Origin of the sequence: Flavobacterium sp. YO64, from assembly GCF_004119505.1 — a bacterium.
Lineage (GTDB): Bacteria > Bacteroidota > Bacteroidia > Flavobacteriales > Flavobacteriaceae > Flavobacterium > Flavobacterium oncorhynchi.
The window spans coordinates 1-20,042 of the sequence record NZ_NRQV01000039.1 but is presented as its reverse complement, the minus strand read 5'-3'; the positions used below and the strand labels follow the sequence as shown (position 1 = coordinate 20,042).

At 34.1% G+C, this 20,042-nt stretch carries 13 protein-coding genes; 10 read left to right on the top strand and 3 right to left on the bottom strand.

Annotated features, from left to right (window positions below):
* Nucleotides 1–9 precede the first annotated feature (9 nt).
* The 4 genes from rhaM (at nt 10) to BOW57_RS18720 (ending at nt 3,515) form a co-directional block, all read left to right on the top strand.
* Nucleotides 10–336 (top strand): L-rhamnose mutarotase, encoded by a 327-nt coding sequence (rhaM, locus tag BOW57_RS18735; protein ID WP_129056480.1) that lies wholly within the window; start codon nt 10–12, stop codon nt 334–336.
* 38 nt (nt 337–374) lie between these two features.
* Nucleotides 375–1,667, top strand: a complete 1,293-nt coding sequence (locus BOW57_RS18730) for a DUF4861 domain-containing protein (RefSeq protein WP_129056478.1) — start codon at nt 375–377, stop codon at nt 1,665–1,667.
* A 36-nt stretch (nt 1,668–1,703) separates the two neighbouring features.
* On the top strand, nt 1,704–3,032 hold the full coding sequence (locus tag BOW57_RS18725; protein ID WP_129056476.1) for a glycoside hydrolase family 28 protein: 1,329 nt from the start codon (nt 1,704–1,706) through the stop codon (nt 3,030–3,032).
* Between the two features lie 306 nt (nt 3,033–3,338).
* Nucleotides 3,339–3,515 carry a histone H1 gene (locus BOW57_RS18720; protein WP_029272605.1) on the top strand — a complete coding sequence of 59 codons (177 nt, stop codon included), beginning with the start codon at nt 3,339–3,341 and terminating at the stop codon, nt 3,513–3,515.
* A gap of 129 nt (nt 3,516–3,644) precedes the next feature.
* On the opposite strand, the gene BOW57_RS18715 is transcribed toward BOW57_RS18720, so the two are convergent.
* Both BOW57_RS18715 and BOW57_RS18710 read right to left on the bottom strand, forming a co-directional pair.
* Nucleotides 3,645–5,120, bottom strand: coding sequence for a rhamnogalacturonan acetylesterase (locus BOW57_RS18715; RefSeq protein ID WP_129056473.1), 1,476 nt, complete (start codon nt 5,118–5,120; stop codon nt 3,645–3,647).
* 118 nt (nt 5,121–5,238) lie between these two features.
* Nucleotides 5,239–8,094, bottom strand: a complete 2,856-nt coding sequence (locus BOW57_RS18710) for a glycoside hydrolase family 2 TIM barrel-domain containing protein (RefSeq protein WP_206734761.1) — start codon at nt 8,092–8,094, stop codon at nt 5,239–5,241.
* A 276-nt stretch (nt 8,095–8,370) separates the two neighbouring features.
* Here BOW57_RS18710 and BOW57_RS18705 point away from each other — a divergent pair, with 276 nt between their 5' ends.
* The 6 genes from BOW57_RS18705 to BOW57_RS18680 all read left to right on the top strand — a co-directional run bounded on the left by BOW57_RS18705 (nt 8,371) and on the right by BOW57_RS18680 (nt 18,454).
* Nucleotides 8,371–11,832 carry a DUF4450 domain-containing protein gene (locus BOW57_RS18705; RefSeq protein WP_241687478.1) on the top strand — a complete coding sequence of 1,154 codons (3,462 nt, stop codon included), beginning with the start codon at nt 8,371–8,373 and terminating at the stop codon, nt 11,830–11,832.
* Nucleotides 11,833–12,058: 226 nt separating this feature from the next.
* A complete protein-coding gene (locus BOW57_RS18700; RefSeq protein ID WP_129056471.1) occupies nt 12,059–14,185 on the top strand; it encodes a hypothetical protein in 2,127 nt (708 codons plus the stop codon).
* Between the two features lie 251 nt (nt 14,186–14,436).
* A complete protein-coding gene (locus tag BOW57_RS18695; RefSeq protein WP_129056468.1) occupies nt 14,437–16,290 on the top strand; it encodes a rhamnogalacturonan lyase in 1,854 nt (617 codons plus the stop codon).
* Nucleotides 16,291–16,556: 266 nt separating this feature from the next.
* Nucleotides 16,557–17,018, top strand: a complete 462-nt coding sequence (locus BOW57_RS18690; protein WP_129056466.1) for a hypothetical protein — start codon at nt 16,557–16,559, stop codon at nt 17,016–17,018.
* A 17-nt stretch (nt 17,019–17,035) separates the two neighbouring features.
* Nucleotides 17,036–17,728 carry a hypothetical protein gene (locus tag BOW57_RS18685; protein WP_129056464.1) on the top strand — a complete coding sequence of 231 codons (693 nt, stop codon included), beginning with the start codon at nt 17,036–17,038 and terminating at the stop codon, nt 17,726–17,728.
* A gap of 12 nt (nt 17,729–17,740) precedes the next feature.
* Complete coding sequence (locus BOW57_RS18680; RefSeq protein ID WP_129056462.1) at nt 17,741–18,454, top strand: DUF1266 domain-containing protein; 714 nt, start codon at nt 17,741–17,743, stop codon at nt 18,452–18,454.
* Between the two features lie 234 nt (nt 18,455–18,688).
* Here BOW57_RS18680 and BOW57_RS18675 read toward each other — a convergent pair whose 3' ends face one another.
* A complete protein-coding gene (locus BOW57_RS18675) occupies nt 18,689–19,744 on the bottom strand; it encodes a serine hydrolase (protein ID WP_129056460.1) in 1,056 nt (351 codons plus the stop codon).
* Between the last annotated feature and the right edge of the window lie 298 nt (nt 19,745–20,042).

Genomic DNA, 20,042 nt, shown 5'->3' with positions numbered 1-20,042 from the left:
AGAGAAAAAATGGAAAATCAAATTGTTAGAAATGCCTTTACAATGAAACTAAAAAAAGGTTTTGAAACCGAATACAAAATAAGACACGATGCTATTTGGACAGAATTGACAGCCTTATTATCTGAAAACGGTATTCAGGATTATTCTATTTTTTTAGATGAAAAAAGCGGAATACTTTTTGGCGTTCAAAAATTAAGTTTAGATTTTGATCGTTCAAAGCTTTCCAGCCATCCTCTTATGAAAAAATGGTGGAATTATATGGCTGATATTATGGAAACAAATCCAGACAATTCACCTAAAGCATATCCCTTAAAAGAGGTCTTCCATTTAGATTAAATGAGTAAATTGTTTTAAATTAAAAAGTTATAATAAGAATGAAAAATACAATAAAACTTTACGCACCAATTGCACTATCGATCTTCGTTTTTGCAAGCAGTAATGCACAGAAAAAAACAGCTGGAAATACAATTGTTTTAAAAAATACTTCCAATTTAGAGCTGACTCAAAAAGCCATTTCTATCAAAAGAAACCAACTTACCCTAAATAAAGAATCTGGAATGTATCCTATTATAATTTACAAAAATGATACAATTCCGGCGCAGGTAAATGATTTAGATGGTGACGGAAAATGGGACGAATTGTTTTTGGTAACTGATTTTGCAGGAAACCAAGAAAAGAAAGCCGCTTTAAGCTGGTCAAATAAAGATCCAAAGTTCACGATTAGAACAAGTGCCAGATTTGGAAAAAGAGAAGGTAAAAACCTGCCTGTTCATCCAGATACACAAGAAGTTTTACTAGCCAATCAAGTACATAAAAAACTTGGTTATCAAAAATACCAAACCGATGGCCCGACTTGGGAAAATGATAAAGTAGGTTTTAGACATTATTTAGATGGAAGAAACTGCAAAGATGTTTTCGGAAAAAAAACGCCGGGAATTACACCGGAAGATGTTGGTATAAACAGCAAAGGTGCAGTTGAAGACAATTACCACGTAATGCACGATTGGGGAAGAGATATTTTTCCTGTCGGAAGTTCAGCAGGATTAGGAGGTTTCGCTCTGTTGACCAATGATAATAAAGTAAACAGATTAGGGATTTTAGCCAATGATACCCTAAACAATATTGAAAAAACAACATTTAAAATTGTCAGTGAAGGTCCTGTAAATTCAGTTCTAAACTATAAATATCAAAACTGGGAAGCATCAGGGAATAAATATCAAGCAGAAGAAACAGCTTCAATCTGGCCGGGAATGTATGGTTATAAAAATACAGTTTCGGTAAATGGTTTAAAAGGAAACGACACATTGCTAATTACGCTTTCTAATTTGAACAATCAAAACCCTTTGCAAGTACTTGAGGCAGGAGATTTTGTATGTTTTATTCAGCATGATAAATTAACCTACGAACGTCAATGGATTTTAGGAACCGCTGTAATAATTCCTAAAAATGTTTATAAAGGATATTTAGAAGCGCCAAAAACAGGACAGTTAACAGATTCATATCTAATAAAAGTTTCCGTAAAAAATAATCAAGAAGTAAGTTATTACCCAATCGCCGGCTGGGAACTCAGTGCCGATAAAAACTTTAAAGATTCAGCATATTTTACCTCTTATGTGACAACTTTGGCAAAACAGTTATCGGCTAAAATTAAAGTTGAGGTAAAATAACAGGGATATATAACTACAAAACTAACAACTAACCAAATGAAAACTATTTTAAGAATCCTCTTTTGCGTTATTGGCTTTTCTCAAGTCACATTCTCGCAAAATTATACTAATGACACATTCCCAGATGGAAGTCCAATTTCGAATTGGTTTAAAGATTATTCTAAAATTCAATTAAAGAGTTTAGGTAAACAATACATTATTTCAGATTTTAATGTTGGGAAAGACAGTACCAAAATTCAGACCGCTGCAATACAGAAAGTTATTGATAAAGCTGCTGCAAATGGAGGAGGAGTAATTGTTATTCCAAAAGGAGTTTATTTAAGCGGTGCTTTATTTTTTAAACCAAAAACAGCATTATACGTTTCAGAAGGCGGAGTTTTAAAAGGCTCAGATAATATTGCTGATTATCCAATAATGCCTTCAAGAATGGAAGGACAAAACCTGGATTATTTTCCAGCTTTGGTAAATGCTTATGGTGTTGACAATTTCTCGATTTCAGGAAAAGGAACTATAAATGGAAATGGTAAAAAGTATTGGGAAGCCTTTTGGGAAAGACGAAAAATAAACCCAAAGTGTACTAATCTAGAAGTTTCGAGACCAAGACTTGTTTTTGTGTGGAACTCAAACAATGTACAACTTCAGGATGTAAAATTGATTAACTCAGGTTTTTGGACCAATCATTTTTATAAATGCAATAATGTAAAATTGCTTGATTTGTATATTTTTTCACCTCATATCGAAATTAAAGCACCAAGCACAGACGCCATCGATATTGATATTTGCAGTAATGTATTAATACGAGGCTGTTATATGTCAGTAAACGATGATGCAATAGCTTTAAAAGGCGGAAAAGGCCCTTATGCAGATCAAGATAAAAACAACGGTCCAAATTCTAATATAATTATTGAAAACACCAATTTCGGATTTTGTCATTCCGCATTAACAAATGGAAGTGAATCGATTCATAATCGAAATGTCATTATGAGGAATTGTAAAATAGATGGAGCTTCGCGAATGTTATGGCTTAAAATGAGACCAGATACGCCACAGCGATATGAATACATTAGAGTGGAAGATATAAAAGGCGAAGCCAAAACTGGACTGGCGATATTTGCCTGGAAACAATTTTTTGATTTAAAAGGCCGTCCAGATGTTCCATTGTCGTACGGAGACAATGTAACCTTGAAAAATATTGATCTAAAATGCGAAATCTTTTATGGTGTAGAAAATGATCCAAACGTTCGTTTATCCAATTTTACATTCGAGAATTTGAACATTCAAGCAGCGAAAACAAGTATTGATAAAAGCTTAATAAAAGGGGTAAGTTTTAAGAATGTCTATGTGAATAAGCAGTTAATAGAGTAATTTTTACTCATATCCTCAATAAGTGATTGTCCTTTTTTAACTAAAACAGAACGAATTTTAGCTTTTTTTTAAAGTTTGGATGTTTTTTTAAACTAGTATCTCGAAGCACTTGTAAGAGCATTGTCTTTTTTATTTGTTAGTAAATACCTGATTAATAGTTTGTTGTAATGAGTGAGTTTTGACAAAAGTAAAATGTGATTTTAACGCTAATTTAAAGCACAAAAAACAATCATAATTTTAACAGCAAATTTATTGTAACTATCAATCAAACCTCTATTTTTGCGCCTTAATTTAATAAGTACAAGCATGAAAGATCTATTAGTAAAAATCAACGCCGAAATTGACGCATTCAAAGCAGAAGCTGAATCTTTAACTGAAAAAGGTATCAAAGCTGCAGGACCAAGAGCACGTAAAGCTACTTTAGAAATCGAAAAACTTTTGAAAGAGTTCAGAAAAGTTTCTATCGAAGAATCAAAAAAATAATACAACTAAAACCTCGTCAATTGACGAGGTTTTTTTTTGTTTCAAGTTTCAAGTTGGCTTCGACTCCGCTCAGCTTGATAAATGAAAAACAGCTGTCAGCCTGAGCGAAGTCGAAGGCTTGTTCACAACTCACAATTCATAACTTTTCTTTATACATTCTGCCGCAGTTAATGCATTTAAATCAGCGCCTTCTGCACCTGTATGTGTATGATCTTTTGGAAAAAAGCTTTTTACTTTTTCTTTTCCTAGAGTTTCATATTTTTTAGCTACCGCTTCACTCAAATCTATATAAAGAACATTTTCTTTTTCTGCAATTTCTTTAGACCATTTTATATACGTTTCTGTTCTGCGTTCTACCTTATCGTTTGGCCATTCATTTCTTGGCGTTAGACTCAAAACAATCGGAATTGCGCCTTTTTCTTTGGCTTCTCGAATAAACTTTGTCATATACCAGCCAAAAGTATGTACTAGTTCCTTTGATCCGTCAGGACGAGTTACTTCCTGAGTTTCATCGCCGATTCCTTTTAAAGAACCTCTGAATTTTTCCTTATCAACCGCACCTGCGTCATTATGACCAAATTGAATTAAAACTAAATTACCTGGTTGTAACTGATTTTTCACATCATCCCAAAGACCTTCAGAGACAAAAGTTCTGCTGCTTCTGCCGCCTTTTGCTTTATTGATAACGGCAATGCGAGTTGTATCACAATATTTTGGAAAAGCAACACCCCAGCCAACAGCATCTGGATTTCCATTATCAGCCATAGTAGAATCGCCTATTAAAAAGACTTTGTTTTTTACAGGAAGAACAATTTTCGGGTTTTCGAGAACATAATTTTTTAAGGAGTTTTTACTGTGTTTTACTTCATCAATAATTACCGAAGCTGATAAAACAGCCCCTTTTGCGGAGGTATGCGTATGATCTCTTTTATAAAAATAAGTCCCCGTTACTTTTTGTTCGCCTAGTTTTTCCATTTCAAGAGCCATTTTTTCATTCAAATTAATGAATGTAACCTTTTCCTTTTCCGCAATTTGTTTTGCCCATAAACCATATGAAGTATCATTTCGAGGTACTTTTCCGTCTTTCCAGTCATTTCTCGGAATTGGTGAACAAACAATCGGAATAGCACCTTTTGATTTAGCCTCACGAATTATTTTCTGAATATACCAGCCATAACTGTTTACCGTTTCGTGCTTTTTAGTGAGAATATTATCAATTTCCTGAGTTTCACTACCAATACCTTTGATAGTTCCTCGAGCACGCAGACTGTCGTTTAAAGGTCCGTCATCATTATGTCCAAATTGAATAAGTACATAATCGCCTTTTTTAAGTTTGTTTAAAACTACATTCCATAAACCTTTATCTTGAAAAGTGCGACTGCTTGTTCCGCCTAGAGCATGATTCTCGATCTTAATTTTAGTAGTATCCAAAAACTGTCCAATAAAATCTCCCCAGCCCCAAAGTCCGCCTGCGCCGTTGCCTTTTCCGTTTTTTACAGTAGAATCTCCCACCGTAAAAAGAGTAGGTTTATGGTCTTGTTTTGGTGTAAAATTGATGAATAATACAGCCAGAAATAAAAAGAAAAGTATTTTAAATGATTTCATATTTTTTTTCAATTATGAATTATAAGTTATAAGTAGTAAACGAGCCTTCGACTTCGCTCAGGGTGACAGCTGTTTTTATTTGTCAGGCTGAGCGAAGTCGAAGCCTTTATAGGAAAATCTAAAATCTAAAATCAAACCACAAATCCATCCGTATCCCATCATCGCCTTTTTTAATTCGGATGTTTGTCGGCTGGCTTTGCGGGCCTTGTTGTTCTAAAGGTTTAAAATCTCTCATCGCTGGAATTTCATACATAAACGAGATATCACCTTCGGGAAAATCAGGCTGCGGGTAACTTCCTGGAAAACCATTTTTAGGCAGATCAGGAGTAAATAATCTCAGAAACAAATTATCAGATTCGCTGAAAACTTTAAACGATGAGATTCCTGCTTTTAAATTGGCGCCCAATACATTAGCGTGATATCCTTTAAATTCTGGATAAATCAGGTTTTCAAAGCTTTCTCCAGTAATCGTATTATTGTACTCCTTCTCCCAAAAACCAAATGTTGTGCCTTTAATTCTGTTTTTCCAAACCCGATACGGACCTCGTCCAAACCATTTAATTCCAGTAACTTCCTTTTCAGGAAAACTAAATGTAATACCAAAAGCATTGATTTTATCTTCAAAAAAAGCACCGTCAAAACCCTCTCCGCCAGAAGCATTTTTTAAAGCCAGTAATTCCATTTTTAATCTTCCATCAGCTTCCATAATCCATTTTATTGAAGATAATCCGCCCGAATAATTCACAATGCAGACTGCTTTTTCACCTTCTTGCGAAATCTGAATATCTTTTAACTTCGCTTTCATTCCAATTGGGCGCGGACCATTCGTAAGCGGAATCACAACAGTTTTATTGCTGATTTTTTGAAGTTCTCCTGTCGAAGTATTTATAACTACCGTAACGTTATTTCCTTTTAAAGTAATTTCAGAATCGCTTTTGGCAACTGAAGCTTTTGCTTTTGTATTTTGAACCGCTAGAAATTTAGAAGCATAAAATGCAGCTTTGTGAATTGTCCATGTCCAGCTATAAATTTCCTTTTCAAATTGGTCAAAAGCCGTAATCGATAAAATATCACCTTCATAGAAATTTTGTGGTACATCAAACTTTATCTTTCGTGTTTCTCCTGGTTCAATACTCGGAATTTCAATTTTCCCCGAACTTATTTCCTGAGCTGTTTTATTCGTATACAAAACATCGTTTTCGGACTTTAGAACTTTAAATTCCATTTTGCAGGAATTCAAATTACTGAACAGATAATCATTGGTTATTAAAAAAGCACCATCAAAAGCATCCGTAATTTGTTTGGATTGAAATTGAATCGGTGCCCAAATTTCTTTAACCGAAAAATAACTTCCTTCCTTTTCACGATGAGGTCCTAGAATTCCATCAGCTGCCAAAGAACCTTTTGAATCAAACTTTTGTTCGCCTTTCCAATCCGAGCGTTTTACTGCTTCATCAAGCATTGCCCACATAAAACTTCCAGCAAAAAGCGGACTTTCTTTGTATCGATTCCAAAAATCTTCTAATGCCGCGCCATGTCCGTTATCGTAAGTTCCATGCATAAATTCAGTTGGAAAAAATACATTTTCACCAGAATTAAAGCGATGCATTCCTGTTAAATAAGTTGGGTAATGGTGCGTATCCCAACCATCAAAATCGGCCCACGGATGAATGACAATTCTTTTTTGCGGATCATTTTCGGTAAACACTTTATCAACATCGTAATTCCATCCGCCCTCATTTCCGTTATCCCAAATTATAACTGATGGATGATTTACATCGCGTGTCACCATTTCTTTAACCAATTTAGTTCCCGTTTCAGTATCATACGAATTTTGCCAGCCTGCCAACTCATTTAAAACAAAAAGTCCAAGCGAATCGCAGACTTGCAGAAAATGATCGTCAGGCGGGTAGTGACCGCGAACGGCATTCATATTCATATCTTTAATTAGTTTAACGTCTAGTTCGCTGATACGTTTACTTGTGCTTCGTCCGCCTTCAGGCCAAAATGAATGGCGATTAATACCTTTCATGATAATTTTGGTGCCGTTTACATAAATGCCGTCTTTCTTTTTAAACTCTAAAGTTCTAAAACCAATCTTTTTATCGTATTCATGAACCACAGTTCCGTTCTGTTTTAAAACCAGTTTTAGATTGTATAAATTTGGCGTTTCAGGATTCCATGGTTTAATATTTTCCCATTTTGCAGTGATGGTTTCTTTTGTGGTTTTCGCTTTAAGCGGAAAAGTAAAAGCAGGTAAGTTTTCTCCATTTTTGCCAGAAAGAGAAACTTCTAAAAGTGTGTTTTTTGGAATATCTTGTAAATTTAAATCAACAGTAATTGAACCATCCATTTTCGGATTTACAGCAATATTCTGAATATGGGTTTTAGGAGAAACTTCCAGCCAGACTGGACGATAAATACCGCCAAAAAGCCACCAATCCGCTCTTCGTTCAGCGTTGTTTACAGATTTATTAGCCGAATGTTTCCAAACATGAACCTCCAGTATGTTTTTAGAACCAAACTTTAATAAAGAAGAAATATCATATTTAAACTCATAAAAACCTCCCTGATGTATTGCACCCGCAATTTTTCCGTTGATTTTTACTTCAGTATCTGTCATTGCACCGCCAAAAGCGATTAGAACATTTTTATTCCTATAATCTAACGGTATTTCAAATTCATATTTATAGAGACCTTCTTCCTTACTAGGCTCTTTTTGGTTCAATTCCTTGTACCAACGTCCATACGTATATTCACCAAAACCTTCCAGTTCCCATTGAGAAGGTACATTTATTTTAGACCAGACTTTGCTGTTGTTTCCATCAGTACAATAAAAATCCCATTGCACAGGATGTTCAAAATCTTTCCCCGAAAGGTAAATTAAATCTGTTTTTTGTGCTTTAGAATTTTGACTAATAAAAAGGTGAATCGAGATAAAAAATAGAATTTTGATCGTATAATTTGAAAACATAATATTTTGTCGAACTTTAAAATTAAGTATAGTTTAATCCGTTTAAAATGTCATTTTACAATTTCTATTTCTTTTCACTTAATCAAGAATCAGCAATTGTACTTTCAAATCTACTTGTTCCTTTTTTATATTGTATCCTGTACTATGATGTTAAAAAATATTGGATAATTCTAAAAATTAATATATTTTTTAAATTTATAAAATCAGGTAGGTGCAGGATAGTATCCCGCTAAAAAACAAAGAAATTGCATCTCAATTATTGAATTAATAAAATAAATGAGCATAAATTTTATTATTCAAATTTTAAGAATTATCAATTATTTGAGTTTTATGGGAATTAAAAAACGTACTATTTGCACTTTAGCGGGCTTATTTCTGACTTCAACTATGATTGTTTTTGGTCAGGAAAAAGCGCCCATTCGTAAACTACATTACGTACCCGAAGGAAATAGTTTTGTTTTGAAAAATGGAACCCGAAAATTTAATCGTGCACTTTATGGTTCCAACACCGGATTTAGAGTTGAAACTGGAGATTTACCAGAATTTGCTATGTATATGCCTGGAATGGGCGGCAATTTCAAATTAGGGTTAACAAACGGAAAAGAAAGCAAATGGATTACCGAGGCGGCGAAAATTGATACACGTTATGTTTTAGGAACGATGCAATACACAATCGAAGATCCAATCTTAGAAGGAGGAAAATTGTTTATTGATGTTGTTGCTTTAAAAGAAAGTGAAGGTTTTATTGTAAAATTATATAGCGAAAAATGGTCTAAAAAGACTAGTTTAATTTGGGCTTATGGCGGTGCGACTGGAAAAAAGTTTAGTCGTGACGGTGATATTGGCGCAGATCCTGAATCGGTTTTTTATTTACAGCCCAATTACTGCCTCAATAATAAATATACGCTGAAAAAGGAATCTTTCCTTTTGGATTATGGTTCTGAAAGCAACAAACAGAAAACAGGAAATAATAAAAGTGTTACCGGCTTTTTTCCAAATTCTGATGTTCGTTTAGCAGATTCCAATGTTCAGAATAAACCCTTAGAGCTTTTTAATTCTAAGTCTGAAGCGCTGCCGTTAATAAGCGGGAAAGTAAGTTCTATTTCCGATAAAGGAAGCTATTGGCTTTTTGTTCCCGAAGTTTCAAAAGTAAATTATACACAGAAAACGATTGCCGAACTTTATGAAAAATCGGTTACAGCAACACATCTTTTAGCCAATCGAATTAAAGTAAAAACACCTGATAATTATATTAATACATTAGGTTCAGCACTTGCTATTGCTTCTGACGGAATTTGGGAAAGTCCAGCTTATCTTCATGGTGCCATTGCCTGGAGAATGTATTTAAATGCTTGGCGCGGAGCTTACACAGCAGATCCTTTAGGATGGCATGATAGAGCAAAAACGCATTTTACAAGTTACAGCAATTCGCAGGTAACATCGCCTGAAAGCGGTCCGGTTGTGTTTGATGAAGAAAAAAATCTGGCACGTCAGAAAGAAGAAATAGGAACTTCAATGTTCAGCAGCGGTTATATCAGCCGAAGTCCGAATAAGAATAACGTAGCGCATCATTATGATATGAATCTGGTTTTCTTCGATCAGATGTTTCGTCATTTTAAATGGACAGGAGATATGGCTTTCTTAAAAGAAATGTGGCCGACAATTGAACGACATTTAAAATGGGAAAAACGAAATTTTGATCCAGATAATGACGGACTTTATGATGCTTATGCTTCAATTTGGGCAAGTGATGCTTTGCAATACAGCGGAGGAGGCGTAATTCATTCTTCGGCATATAATTATTATGCGAATAAAATGGCGGCTGAATTGGCTAAAAAATTAAATATAGATGCCATTCCTTTTGAAAAAGAAGCAGATAAAATTCTAAAAGCGACAAACAATCAGCTTTGGATTCCGAAAAAGGGAATTTTTGCCGAATATAAAGATGCTTTAGGAAATAGGATATTACACGATTCACCTGGAGTCTGGAGTATTTATCACACCATAGATTCAGAATTATCAAATCCTTTTGAGAGCTATCAAATGCTGGATTATGTCAATAATCAAATTCCACATATTCCAATTGCAGCAGACGGATTGGATAAAAAGGATTTATATGTTATAAGCACTACAAATTGGCAGCCTTATACATGGTCAACTAATAATGTTGCTTTGGCAGAACAATTTCATACTTCGCTGGCATTCTGGCAAGGCGGACAATCTGAACAAGCGTACACAATGTGGGAAAGTGCTTTGATCGAAAGTATGTATTTGGGCGCTTCTCCAGGCGGTTTTGAACAACTTATGTATCAAGATGCTATGCGAGGCGAATTATACCGTGATTTTGCCGATCCAATTGGAATGGCTTCTCGAACGTTAGTCGAAGGACTTTTCGGGATTCAGCCGGATGCTGTAAATGAAGTTTTAACCATAAAACCGGGTTTTCCTGAGAAATGGGAAAAGGCATCTCTAGAAATTCCAGATATTTTGATTGATTTTAGTCGAAAAGATAAGAAAGACAGTTATCATATCGAAAACCATTTTGCTGCAAAAATGGGTTTGAAATTACTATTAAATGCTCCTTTTGACGGAATTGAAAGTATTACTGTGAATGGAAAAAATGTCTCTTGGAAAGGTATACCAGAGAGCATCGGAACGCCAAAAATCAGCATTGAAGTTCCTTATAATAAAGTTTATGATGTAGTCATCAATTGGAAAAGCGGAACTTTTAGAAAAATCTATACTAAGCCTTCGTACAATTCGGGTGATGCTTTAAATATTAGTATTGCAAAAGGAGAAATGGTTTCAATTTATGATCCGCAAGGCGTTTTAAGTCAAGTTGATAAAAAAGAAAGAACACTTCAGTCAATTGTAAATGGTGAGGGAAATAAAACATTCTTTATTCAGATGAAACAGGGTGAATTATCATGGTGGTATCCTGTTGAGTTAAACATAAAACCTAAAGAATCAAATCAGAAAAACTTTAATTGGGATATTCCGCTGGACAAATCACAGGGAGCAGAAATGATATCATTATCCTCTTTTTTTAATGCCAAAGTCACAGATATATTCAATTATGAATATTTGTCGCCAAGACCTAAAACGGTAACCTTACAATTGCCAAAACAAGGAATTGGAAATTGGTGTTATCCAAATGTTTCTGTTCAAATTGATGATAAAGGTTTACGTGAAAAAGCAAAGCAGACAGGAAAAATTACAACTCCAAACGGAGTTCCTTTTCAAACACCTTCTGATGAAAATCAGAAAAATATAATCTTTACTTCAATGTGGGATAATTTCCCGGAAAGTATCAATATTCCGTTAAGCGGAAAAGCTTCACATGCTTATTTTATGCTTGCAGGAACTACAAATCCAATGCAGAGCAGAATCGTAAACGGAGAAATCAAAATAGAGTATACTGATGGAACTTCTGAAATTTTACCTTTAAAAAATCCAGAAAACTGGTGGCCAATCGAACAAGATTATTTTATAGATGGACTTGCCTTTACAACCGATGCTCCAAGACCGCCAAGAGTTTATTTTAAGACAGGAGAAATTTCAAGAGATTTTAAAGATTTTAAAACCATAAAAGGATTTAGCAGTTACGGAGTTGAGGGCGGTGCAGGAACGATTTTAGAATTGCCTTTAGATAAAAATAAAACTTTAAAAAACCTGACTTTGAAAACTATTGCAAATGATGTTGTGATTGGTTTGATGAGTTTGACATTAATTAGATAATTTAAAAATTGAATGAAAGATTAAGATTTAACCGCAAAGCACGCAAAGTTTTATATGATTGTGACTTAAAAAAAAACACAAAGTTCGCAAAGCTTTGTGCAGATAAAGCTTTGCGAACTTTGCGATTTATAAACTATTGTTGAGTGAAAAACTTGCGTGCTTTGCGGTTAAAAAACATTTCGAGAAACCCTAAACTTCAAAAAAAATATCAAAACAAAATAACCACATGAAAAACTATAAATTCATAACCGTATTCTTATTTTCGGTTTCGCTTTTTGCACAGAAAATCGACCGAAAGGCTTTGGTAACAAGACATAATGTCAAAATTTCGGCTATTGATACTCTTGCATCTTTAACGGTTGGTAACGGTGCTTTTGCTTTTACGGTTGACGCAACAGGACTGCAGACTTTTCCGAAAGAATATCAAAATGGAATTCCGCTTGGAACGCAATCGGAGTGGGGTTGGGATAGTTATAAAAACACTAATAATTATAAGTTCTCAGAGACTTTAAGAGATTATAAACAATACGGAAGAGACATTTCGTACACGGTTCAGATTAAAGAACCAAAACGAAAAGTTGAAGCTGTAAACTGGTTCAGACAGAATCCGCATTTATTGCAGCTTGGAAATTTAGGTTTTGAAATTACGAAGAAAGACGGAAGCCTAGCAAAACCTTCGGACGTAAAAGTGATTTCGCAAAAACTAAATGTTTGGACGGGAGAAATTGAAAGCTATTTTGAAATTGAAGGAACTCCGGTAACGGTTTTAACAGCTTCACATCAGGAAAAAGATGAAATTGGCGTAAAAGTAAAATCCGATTTATTGCAGCAAAAACGTTTAAAGATAAGTTTGCGAATTCCATTTCCAACAGGCGATTGGGCAGATATGGGAACAAAATGGGAAGGAAAACAGGATTATAAAAGCACACTTACAGCAAAATCAAAAACAGAAGCCGTTGTTACTCATATAATGGACAGCATTTCTTACAATGTAAATTTAAATTGGAAAGGAAATGCTCAGATAAAACAAACTTCAGATCATTATTTTGTTGTTGAAGCTTCGAATACTAATACATTAGAATTAAGTTGTCTTTTTGCTTTAGCAGAAAAAAAATCGATTAAAAATTCCTCTTTCCCAGACATTCAAAACAGCAGTATAAAAGGCTGGGAGAAATTCTGGAACAGTGGTGCTGCAGTTGATTTTTCAGGCAGTACAGATTCTCGCGCTAATGAACTTGAACGAAGAATTATTTTATCACAATATCTTACTAAATTGCAATGTACTGGAAAAGTACCACCTCAGGAAACGGGTTTGACTTATAACAGCTGGTATGGAAAACCGCATTTAGAAATGCACTGGTGGCACGGTGTTCATTTTGCACTTTGGAACAGACCAGAATTGTTAGAAAAGAGTCTTCCGTGGTATCAAAAGGTTTTTGATAAAGCAAAAAACATTGCCAAAAGACAAGGTTTTGAAGGAGCAAGATGGCAGAAAATGGTTGATGCGGACGGCAACGAAAGTCCATCGTCTGTAGGTTCATTTTTAATTTGGCAGCAGCCCCATTTTATTACTTATGCCGAATTGATTTACAGAGCAAAACCAACAACTTCAACTTTAAATTTATACAGTGAGCGTGTTTTTGCAACGGCCGATTTTATGGCTTCGTTTGCTAATTACGATTCAAAAACGGATCGTTATGTTTTAGGTCCAGGTGTGATTCCAGCTCAAGAACGTTTTAAAGCAATGGAAACTTTTAATCCAACGTATGAATTGGCATATTGGAACTGGGCTTTGAAAACAGCAATTGAATGGAAGAAAAAGCTAAATCAAAAAGTGCCCGAAAAATGGGAAACGGTTTTGGCTAAATTGTCAAAACTTCCAGTTGCAGACAATGTGTATCTGGCAACAGAGAGTGCAACAGATTCCTATACCAATCCAGAATTTAAAACAGATCATCCATCGGTTTTGGGAACATTTGGAATGCTTCCTGAAACGTCTCTTTTAGATAAGAAAATCATGAAAAACACTTTTGATCTGGTTTGGAAAACTTGGTCTTGGGATAAAACCTGGGGTTGGGATTTCCCGATGACAGCGATGTCGGCAGCACGTTTAAATATGCCCGATAAAGCAGTTGATGCTCTTTTTATGAAAGTAACAACGAATACGTATTTAAAAAACGGACATAATTATCAGGCGGAACGATTAACGCTTTATCTTCCGGGTAATGGCGGAATTCTAACAGCTGTAGCCATGATGTGCGCAGGCTGGGACGGATCTGAAGGAGAAAATCCTGGATTCCCAAAAGATGGAACTTGGAAGGTTAAGAGCGAAGGATTTAAAAAAATGTTTTGATTTTTGAGGTTCTAAGGTTCTAAGATGCTAAGGCACCAAGTTTTTATTTTCGAGCTCAGTTTGTCATTTCGACGTAAGGAGAAATCTCCACAAGCAGCTCCACAACGAAAACCCAATCTTTATAGAGTTTCTTGCGAAGATTTACTTCGTCTGTTCGCTATCGCTCTAGTCTCTTTCGTTGAAATGTCATAAAGATGGCGTAAAAAATAAAAAAGGAAAGTCCGGGATCTATTATAATTCAAATAACAATCATGAAAAAAATAATTCTTCTAATAGTATTGCTTTTATCGGTTTCTATTTTTTCGCAAAGACAAATGGAAAACTTAGATCGTGGTATTATCGCGATAAAAGATAAAGGACATTTTTTTGTGAGCTGGAGGGTTTTAGGAACAGATTCTGATGATTTGGCTTTTAATCTCTATCGAAAAAGTGGTGTTAAAAAAGCTGTTCTATTAAATAATAAACCAATTACAGGCGCTGCCAATTTTGTTGATATAAAAGGGAATTCTAAAGAAGAAAATACTTGGTTTGTAAAAACTGTTTTAAATGGAAAAGAATCTGAAGCTTCGGGGAGTTTTACAATTCCAGCAAATGCTTCGGACAAACAATATTTATCTATTAAATTAAGAGAAATTGAGGGATATACTGCAAATGATGTTTCGGTTGGTGATTTAAATGGAAAGGGAAAATACGATTTGATTGTTCATATGACGGGAAAAGGACATGATAATTCTCAAACAGGAATTACAGATTCGCCAATATTTCAGGCTTATACTTTAGATGGAACATTTTTATGGCAGATTAATCTCGGAAAAAACATTCGCGAAGGCGCACATTATACGCAGTTTATGGTGTATGATTTAGATGGTGATGGTATAGCGGAATTGGTTTGTAAAACTGCAGATGGAACAACTGACAGCCAAGGAAATGTAGTTGGAGACGCCTCAAAAGACTGGGTTGACCGTGATCCTGATTCTAAAACGTATGGTAAGATTTTAAAAGGACCGGAATATCTTTCGGTTTTTGATGGCAGAACAGGAAAGCTGGTTACTACTGTAGATTATATACCACAGCGAGGTGATTTGGCTGGCTGGGGTGGAAGAGGAGGAAGCGGCGGCAATGATACCAAAGGAAATAGAATGGATCGTTTTATTGCTTGCATTGCTTATCTCGACGGAATTCATCCAAGTGTTGTAATGTGCCGTGGTTATTATGGCAGAACGGTTTTGGCTGCTTGGGATTTTAAAAATAAAAAATTAACGTCAAGATGGATTTTTGACAGTAAAGATGCCGAGAATCCATATTCGGGAATGGGGAATCATAACCTTACAGTTGCTGATGTCGACAATGATGGAAAAGATGAAATAATCTACGGATCGATGTGTGTTGATGACAACGGACAAGGTTTGTATACGACGGGTTTCAGACATGGAGATGCGATTCATGTTTCTGATCTTGATTTGGATATTCCGGGTTTAGAGGTTTTCGGAATTCATGAAATTGAAAATGGAACAACAGGGCCAGGTGTAACTTTATTTTCTGCTAAAGATGGAAAAGTACTGTTTACAGGTTCTCTTAATGAAGATGTAGGACGAGGTGTTGCAGACAATATTGATCCGACTCGAAAAGGGGCGCAATGCTGGTGGTCAGGTTCTCCGTATCTACATGATATGAAAGGAAATAATATTGGTAAAGCGCCAAGTTCAACTAATTTCTTAATTTATTGGGACGGAGATACTTCGAGAGAACTTTTAAATTCAAATTATATCGATAAATATAATTTTGGAAGATTGTTTACTGCGGAAGGAGCAGTTTCAAACAACGGTACAAAATCGACACCTGCGCTTTCTGCAGATATTTTAGGCGACTGGCGTGAAGAATTGATTTTAAGATCTGAAGATAATAAAGAACTTAGAATTTATTCCACAACAATTCCAACCAATGTGCGACAATATACTTTAATGCATGATCCGCAATATCGATTAAGCATCGCTTGGCAGAATGTAGGCTATAATCAACCGCCGCATACTAGTTTTTATATGGGAGCAGCTATGGAATCGGCTCCAAAACCAAATATTATATTAGTTAAATCTCAAGATAATTAAGCAAGACAGACATTCTAAATATTTTGTGAAATGTTAAAATAACATTTAAAATAAAATAACAATCAGCCCTTTAAAATAAGGTTATTCTAGTAAAAAGGTTAAAAGTTTAATTTTATTATTGTTTGGTGTAAGAAAAATGATATATATTTGAATAGAACTTTCCAAGAGTTTTTTTTTTACAATACTCGCATATTTTGTTTTTTGTATTGTATTAAAATATAGACTAATTTAAAATAATCCTGATTAAATTGAGACGATTGAAAATTATGAATTATATAAAAAAGTTTTTCTTATTAGTAATTATTTGTCTATTTTCTCTCACTAAGGCTTCAGCCAAATTAAAAATACCAATTGGAAAAATTGATAAAATCGAGATTGTCTCAGACTTGCCAAACACCGATGAATACCTTTCAAAAGAAGAATCAAATGTACACTTAGATCTTGGCAGACTTCACCAAGAATATAGTATAGCATGGATACCTGTTTGGATTACGCAAGAACCAAAGCTAGTGTTAGTAAAACCAGATTCTGACCGCTATTATGAGTTGTCTAATGAACAGCTTGAAAAAATAATCACTACAAATAAATTAAACAAAGTCGAGTTGTTAAAACTTGGGTTTTATACACAGTATGGTGGAAAAATAATTCTATTTCTTCTGCTATGCGTAATTTTTTACGGCTTGTTCGGAAAAGAAAAAAAGAAAGATGTCAAACCACTTAACCTTTAAATAAATTTAATTAAATTATGAATCCACTATTTTTAATTCCCGTTGTTTTAGTAATTGCCGGTATCATTTTTATGGTATACATGAATAAAAAACATGCTTCGGTAAAAAAAGAAATTGACTTAGATGTTGAAAGAACAAAGTATGATCTTCATAAAGAAGAGGTTCTAAAACAAGATTTTCCACAACTAAAAGAATGGATGAAAGGAAAAACAATAGATGCCTATACATCTGCATCTGTGCCGCAGACTAAAGCTGAGAAAGTTCAGGAGATTGTAAGCGACGGACTAAAAAATGTTGCGCTTTCGGCAGTAGGAGTTAAACTGCAAAGAATAGAAACAGAATGTTTTTGGGTGTTGAGCGGTAATGATCTACACTTTTTCAGTACAGATACTGTCGGAGAATTAGACGAGCACATTGTTTTTGATAATTTCCGAATTGAAGAAGCAAAACTTAAAGATGGCGGAATCTTAAAATCACAGTTAGGAGTATACGCAAAATCGGCTGAAGAATATTTACCAAAAGTACACATCATTACCTTTAATATAGATGGTAATCCTTTGTCACTTGAAATTCATGACAGATTACATTATACGCCAGATCCAGCAGATATTTTAAATGTAAATAAACAGTTCTTAACAAGAGCAAAATACCAGGTAGTAGGAGAGAATTTTGTAAAAGTATTACAAAGCAAGTTTCCTAATCTGCGATAAAAATAAATAGAAATGGTTTTTCTTTCAAAGATTTTTAATGCGTTTAAAAGTATACGATTAAACGATAAAAATGTAGTTGTTGGTCAACAATTAGATTATTTATTAATTAGTTCAATGTATGCTGAGCAGCAATCAGCCTATCTTAACTCTTATGAAACAGGACTCAGCAAAAGTATTTTAAAAACAATTTTGGAGGATTACTGGAGTATATTTGATAAAGATGGTGCTATCGAAATACTTTTAGATTTGCAGGAAAGAAATCAGGACAAATATATAGATATTGTATATGATGCTTTTGAGAATAAAGAAGAGTATGTTTCTATTTTAAAATCGAATTTACCTCGTGAAGAAGAAATTTTTAAAAGATATCTAGAAATATACAGAAATCTAAATAATGTTGTTCCTGAGTTAATAGAGCAAAATGTAATTAAAGATTTTGCACAAATAAAAAGAACAAAAGATGCTGCTTGGAATTATGGAAGAGGAGCTTTTTTAGCACGTTGTTGTTATGACGCGGGTTATCTTTCGGAAGCAGAATTGAAAGAATATCTTCAAAAATCATATAAAGATCTAAAGAGTTATTGCGTGACTTGGGAAGAATATACCAAAAGCTATATATTTGGCAGACAGCTTTGGGGAGGTTCAAACAACAGCGGAATGATTCAAATCGCTGACGATTTACTTCATAACAAAAAAAGCCCTATGAGTAATAAAAAGTATTTGTAAGGCAGAGATTAAGTCGCATTTTTAGCAGAAGAAAATTAGATATAAATAAAAGAATCGCAGCGTATACTTTTGTAAACGCTGCGATTCTTTGTTTTTTAAGATTAGTTTCTCTATTAAAAGGAATTTAAATTATTGCCAAAAGACCAGCCTTTATTAGCTAGAGTTTCGGCAGTTGTTCCTTCAAATAGGTTAGAGTCAGCGCTTGGTCCACCGTGAATAAAAATAATAGCTTCTTCATTTTAAAAGGTTAGATTTCAAAACAATTCTTCGTACCTGCTGTTCAAAATAGTAGGCAATATCAAAGTTTTCATTTGCTTGATTTTCCATTACTATTACGCTGGTATTACTTGCAGGATAATACAAATTAACGGCAGTAAATCCTTCACTAGGATGAAATCCAGTATGGCCGATTTCTTTAATGGCTGCTTTATCGTTTATTCGTAATCCATAGCCATAACCAATTGGTTTGTCGCTAAAAAGAATATGTGTGTTTGTAATAGAGTAAGTTGTCATTAATTTATAAGTTTCACTTTTTAGCAGTTTACCATTATGTAATTTTTCATTCCATTTTGCTAAATCTGGTGCTGTTACAATTAAATTGGAACCAAAATATTCAGACGGCTCAAAATTAATTTTTTCATTTACTCTAAATGTTCCATTACTTTTAACAGTATGTCCTTTTGTTAAAGTTTTTTGAGCACTTTTCGAAGGATAAGAACTATTATTCATACCGCATTTTTTAAACAATGCTGTTACTAATTGATTATAGCTTTTTTTGCTTTGCTTTTCGAGAATTTCACCCAAAAGAGAATAGCCGGGATTAGAATAACTAAAATTACTTCCCGGAGAAAATTTCAAAGGTTTATCATAGCTTACGCTGCTAATTCCTGATGTATTATTAAGCAATTGGTGTACCGTAACAGAGTCTGCCCAGCTGTATTTAAAATCAGGTAAATATTTTCTAACGGTAGCTTTTAAATCGATTGTTCCTTTTTCGACTTCAGTTAAAACAAGTACTGCTGTAACTTGTTTGGCAATTGACATGGTCGAGAATCTATCAGAAATTTCAAGAGGTTCCTTTGTATTGAAATTACGATAACCGAAAGCTTTGGCGTACTTTGTTTTTCCGTTTTGTTGTATATAAACGACTCCATTAAATGATCTTGGACTTGTGACTTTAATTAAGCTGTCAATTTTAGCAGAATAATTATCTTCTTGTTGTGCAAAAGAATGACAGGAAGAAAATAACACAACAAATAGCGTACACGTTAGTCGAAGAAAATGATTCATTTAAGGTTTAGTTTTTTTAAGTTTAGTATGTTTTATTTAAAAGGAACGATCGTTTGTTATTTTTATTTTAACAGGATAAATGTAATTAAAATTGTTTTTAAGATGCTGCTTTTAAATTAAAATTAGATAATCATTTTACTTGGAATCTTGTGGTCATTTTAGAGTGAAAAAGAATGGTCAGTTTGTTTGTTTTTTGCAGTAAAATACAATTCGTCATAAAAAAAATACAGTTCAGTACATAAAAATTTATTATTTACTAAGCTTAAAATACTTTTGAATCAAAATAATATAACCCTAT

Coding starts and splice junctions, on each gene's coding strand:
- BOW57_RS18690 (WP_129056466.1), top strand. CDS start 16,557: ATGAATTATATAAAAAAGTTTTTCTTATTAGTAATTATTTGTCTATTT.
- BOW57_RS18700 (WP_129056471.1), top strand. CDS start 12,059: ATGAAAAACTATAAATTCATAACCGTATTCTTATTTTCGGTTTCGCTT.
- rhaM (WP_129056480.1), top strand. CDS start 10: ATGGAAAATCAAATTGTTAGAAATGCCTTTACAATGAAACTAAAAAAA.
- BOW57_RS18725 (WP_129056476.1), top strand. CDS start 1,704: ATGAAAACTATTTTAAGAATCCTCTTTTGCGTTATTGGCTTTTCTCAA.
- BOW57_RS18705 (WP_241687478.1), top strand. CDS start 8,371: ATGAGCATAAATTTTATTATTCAAATTTTAAGAATTATCAATTATTTG.
- BOW57_RS18680 (WP_129056462.1), top strand. CDS start 17,741: ATGGTTTTTCTTTCAAAGATTTTTAATGCGTTTAAAAGTATACGATTA.
- BOW57_RS18730 (WP_129056478.1), top strand. CDS start 375: ATGAAAAATACAATAAAACTTTACGCACCAATTGCACTATCGATCTTC.
- BOW57_RS18695 (WP_129056468.1), top strand. CDS start 14,437: ATGAAAAAAATAATTCTTCTAATAGTATTGCTTTTATCGGTTTCTATT.
- BOW57_RS18720 (WP_029272605.1), top strand. CDS start 3,339: ATGAAAGATCTATTAGTAAAAATCAACGCCGAAATTGACGCATTCAAA.
- BOW57_RS18710 (WP_206734761.1), bottom strand. CDS start 8,094: ATGTTTTCAAATTATACGATCAAAATTCTATTTTTTATCTCGATTCAC.
- BOW57_RS18715 (WP_129056473.1), bottom strand. CDS start 5,120: ATGAAATCATTTAAAATACTTTTCTTTTTATTTCTGGCTGTATTATTC.
- BOW57_RS18685 (WP_129056464.1), top strand. CDS start 17,036: ATGAATCCACTATTTTTAATTCCCGTTGTTTTAGTAATTGCCGGTATC.
- BOW57_RS18675 (WP_129056460.1), bottom strand. CDS start 19,744: ATGAATCATTTTCTTCGACTAACGTGTACGCTATTTGTTGTGTTATTT.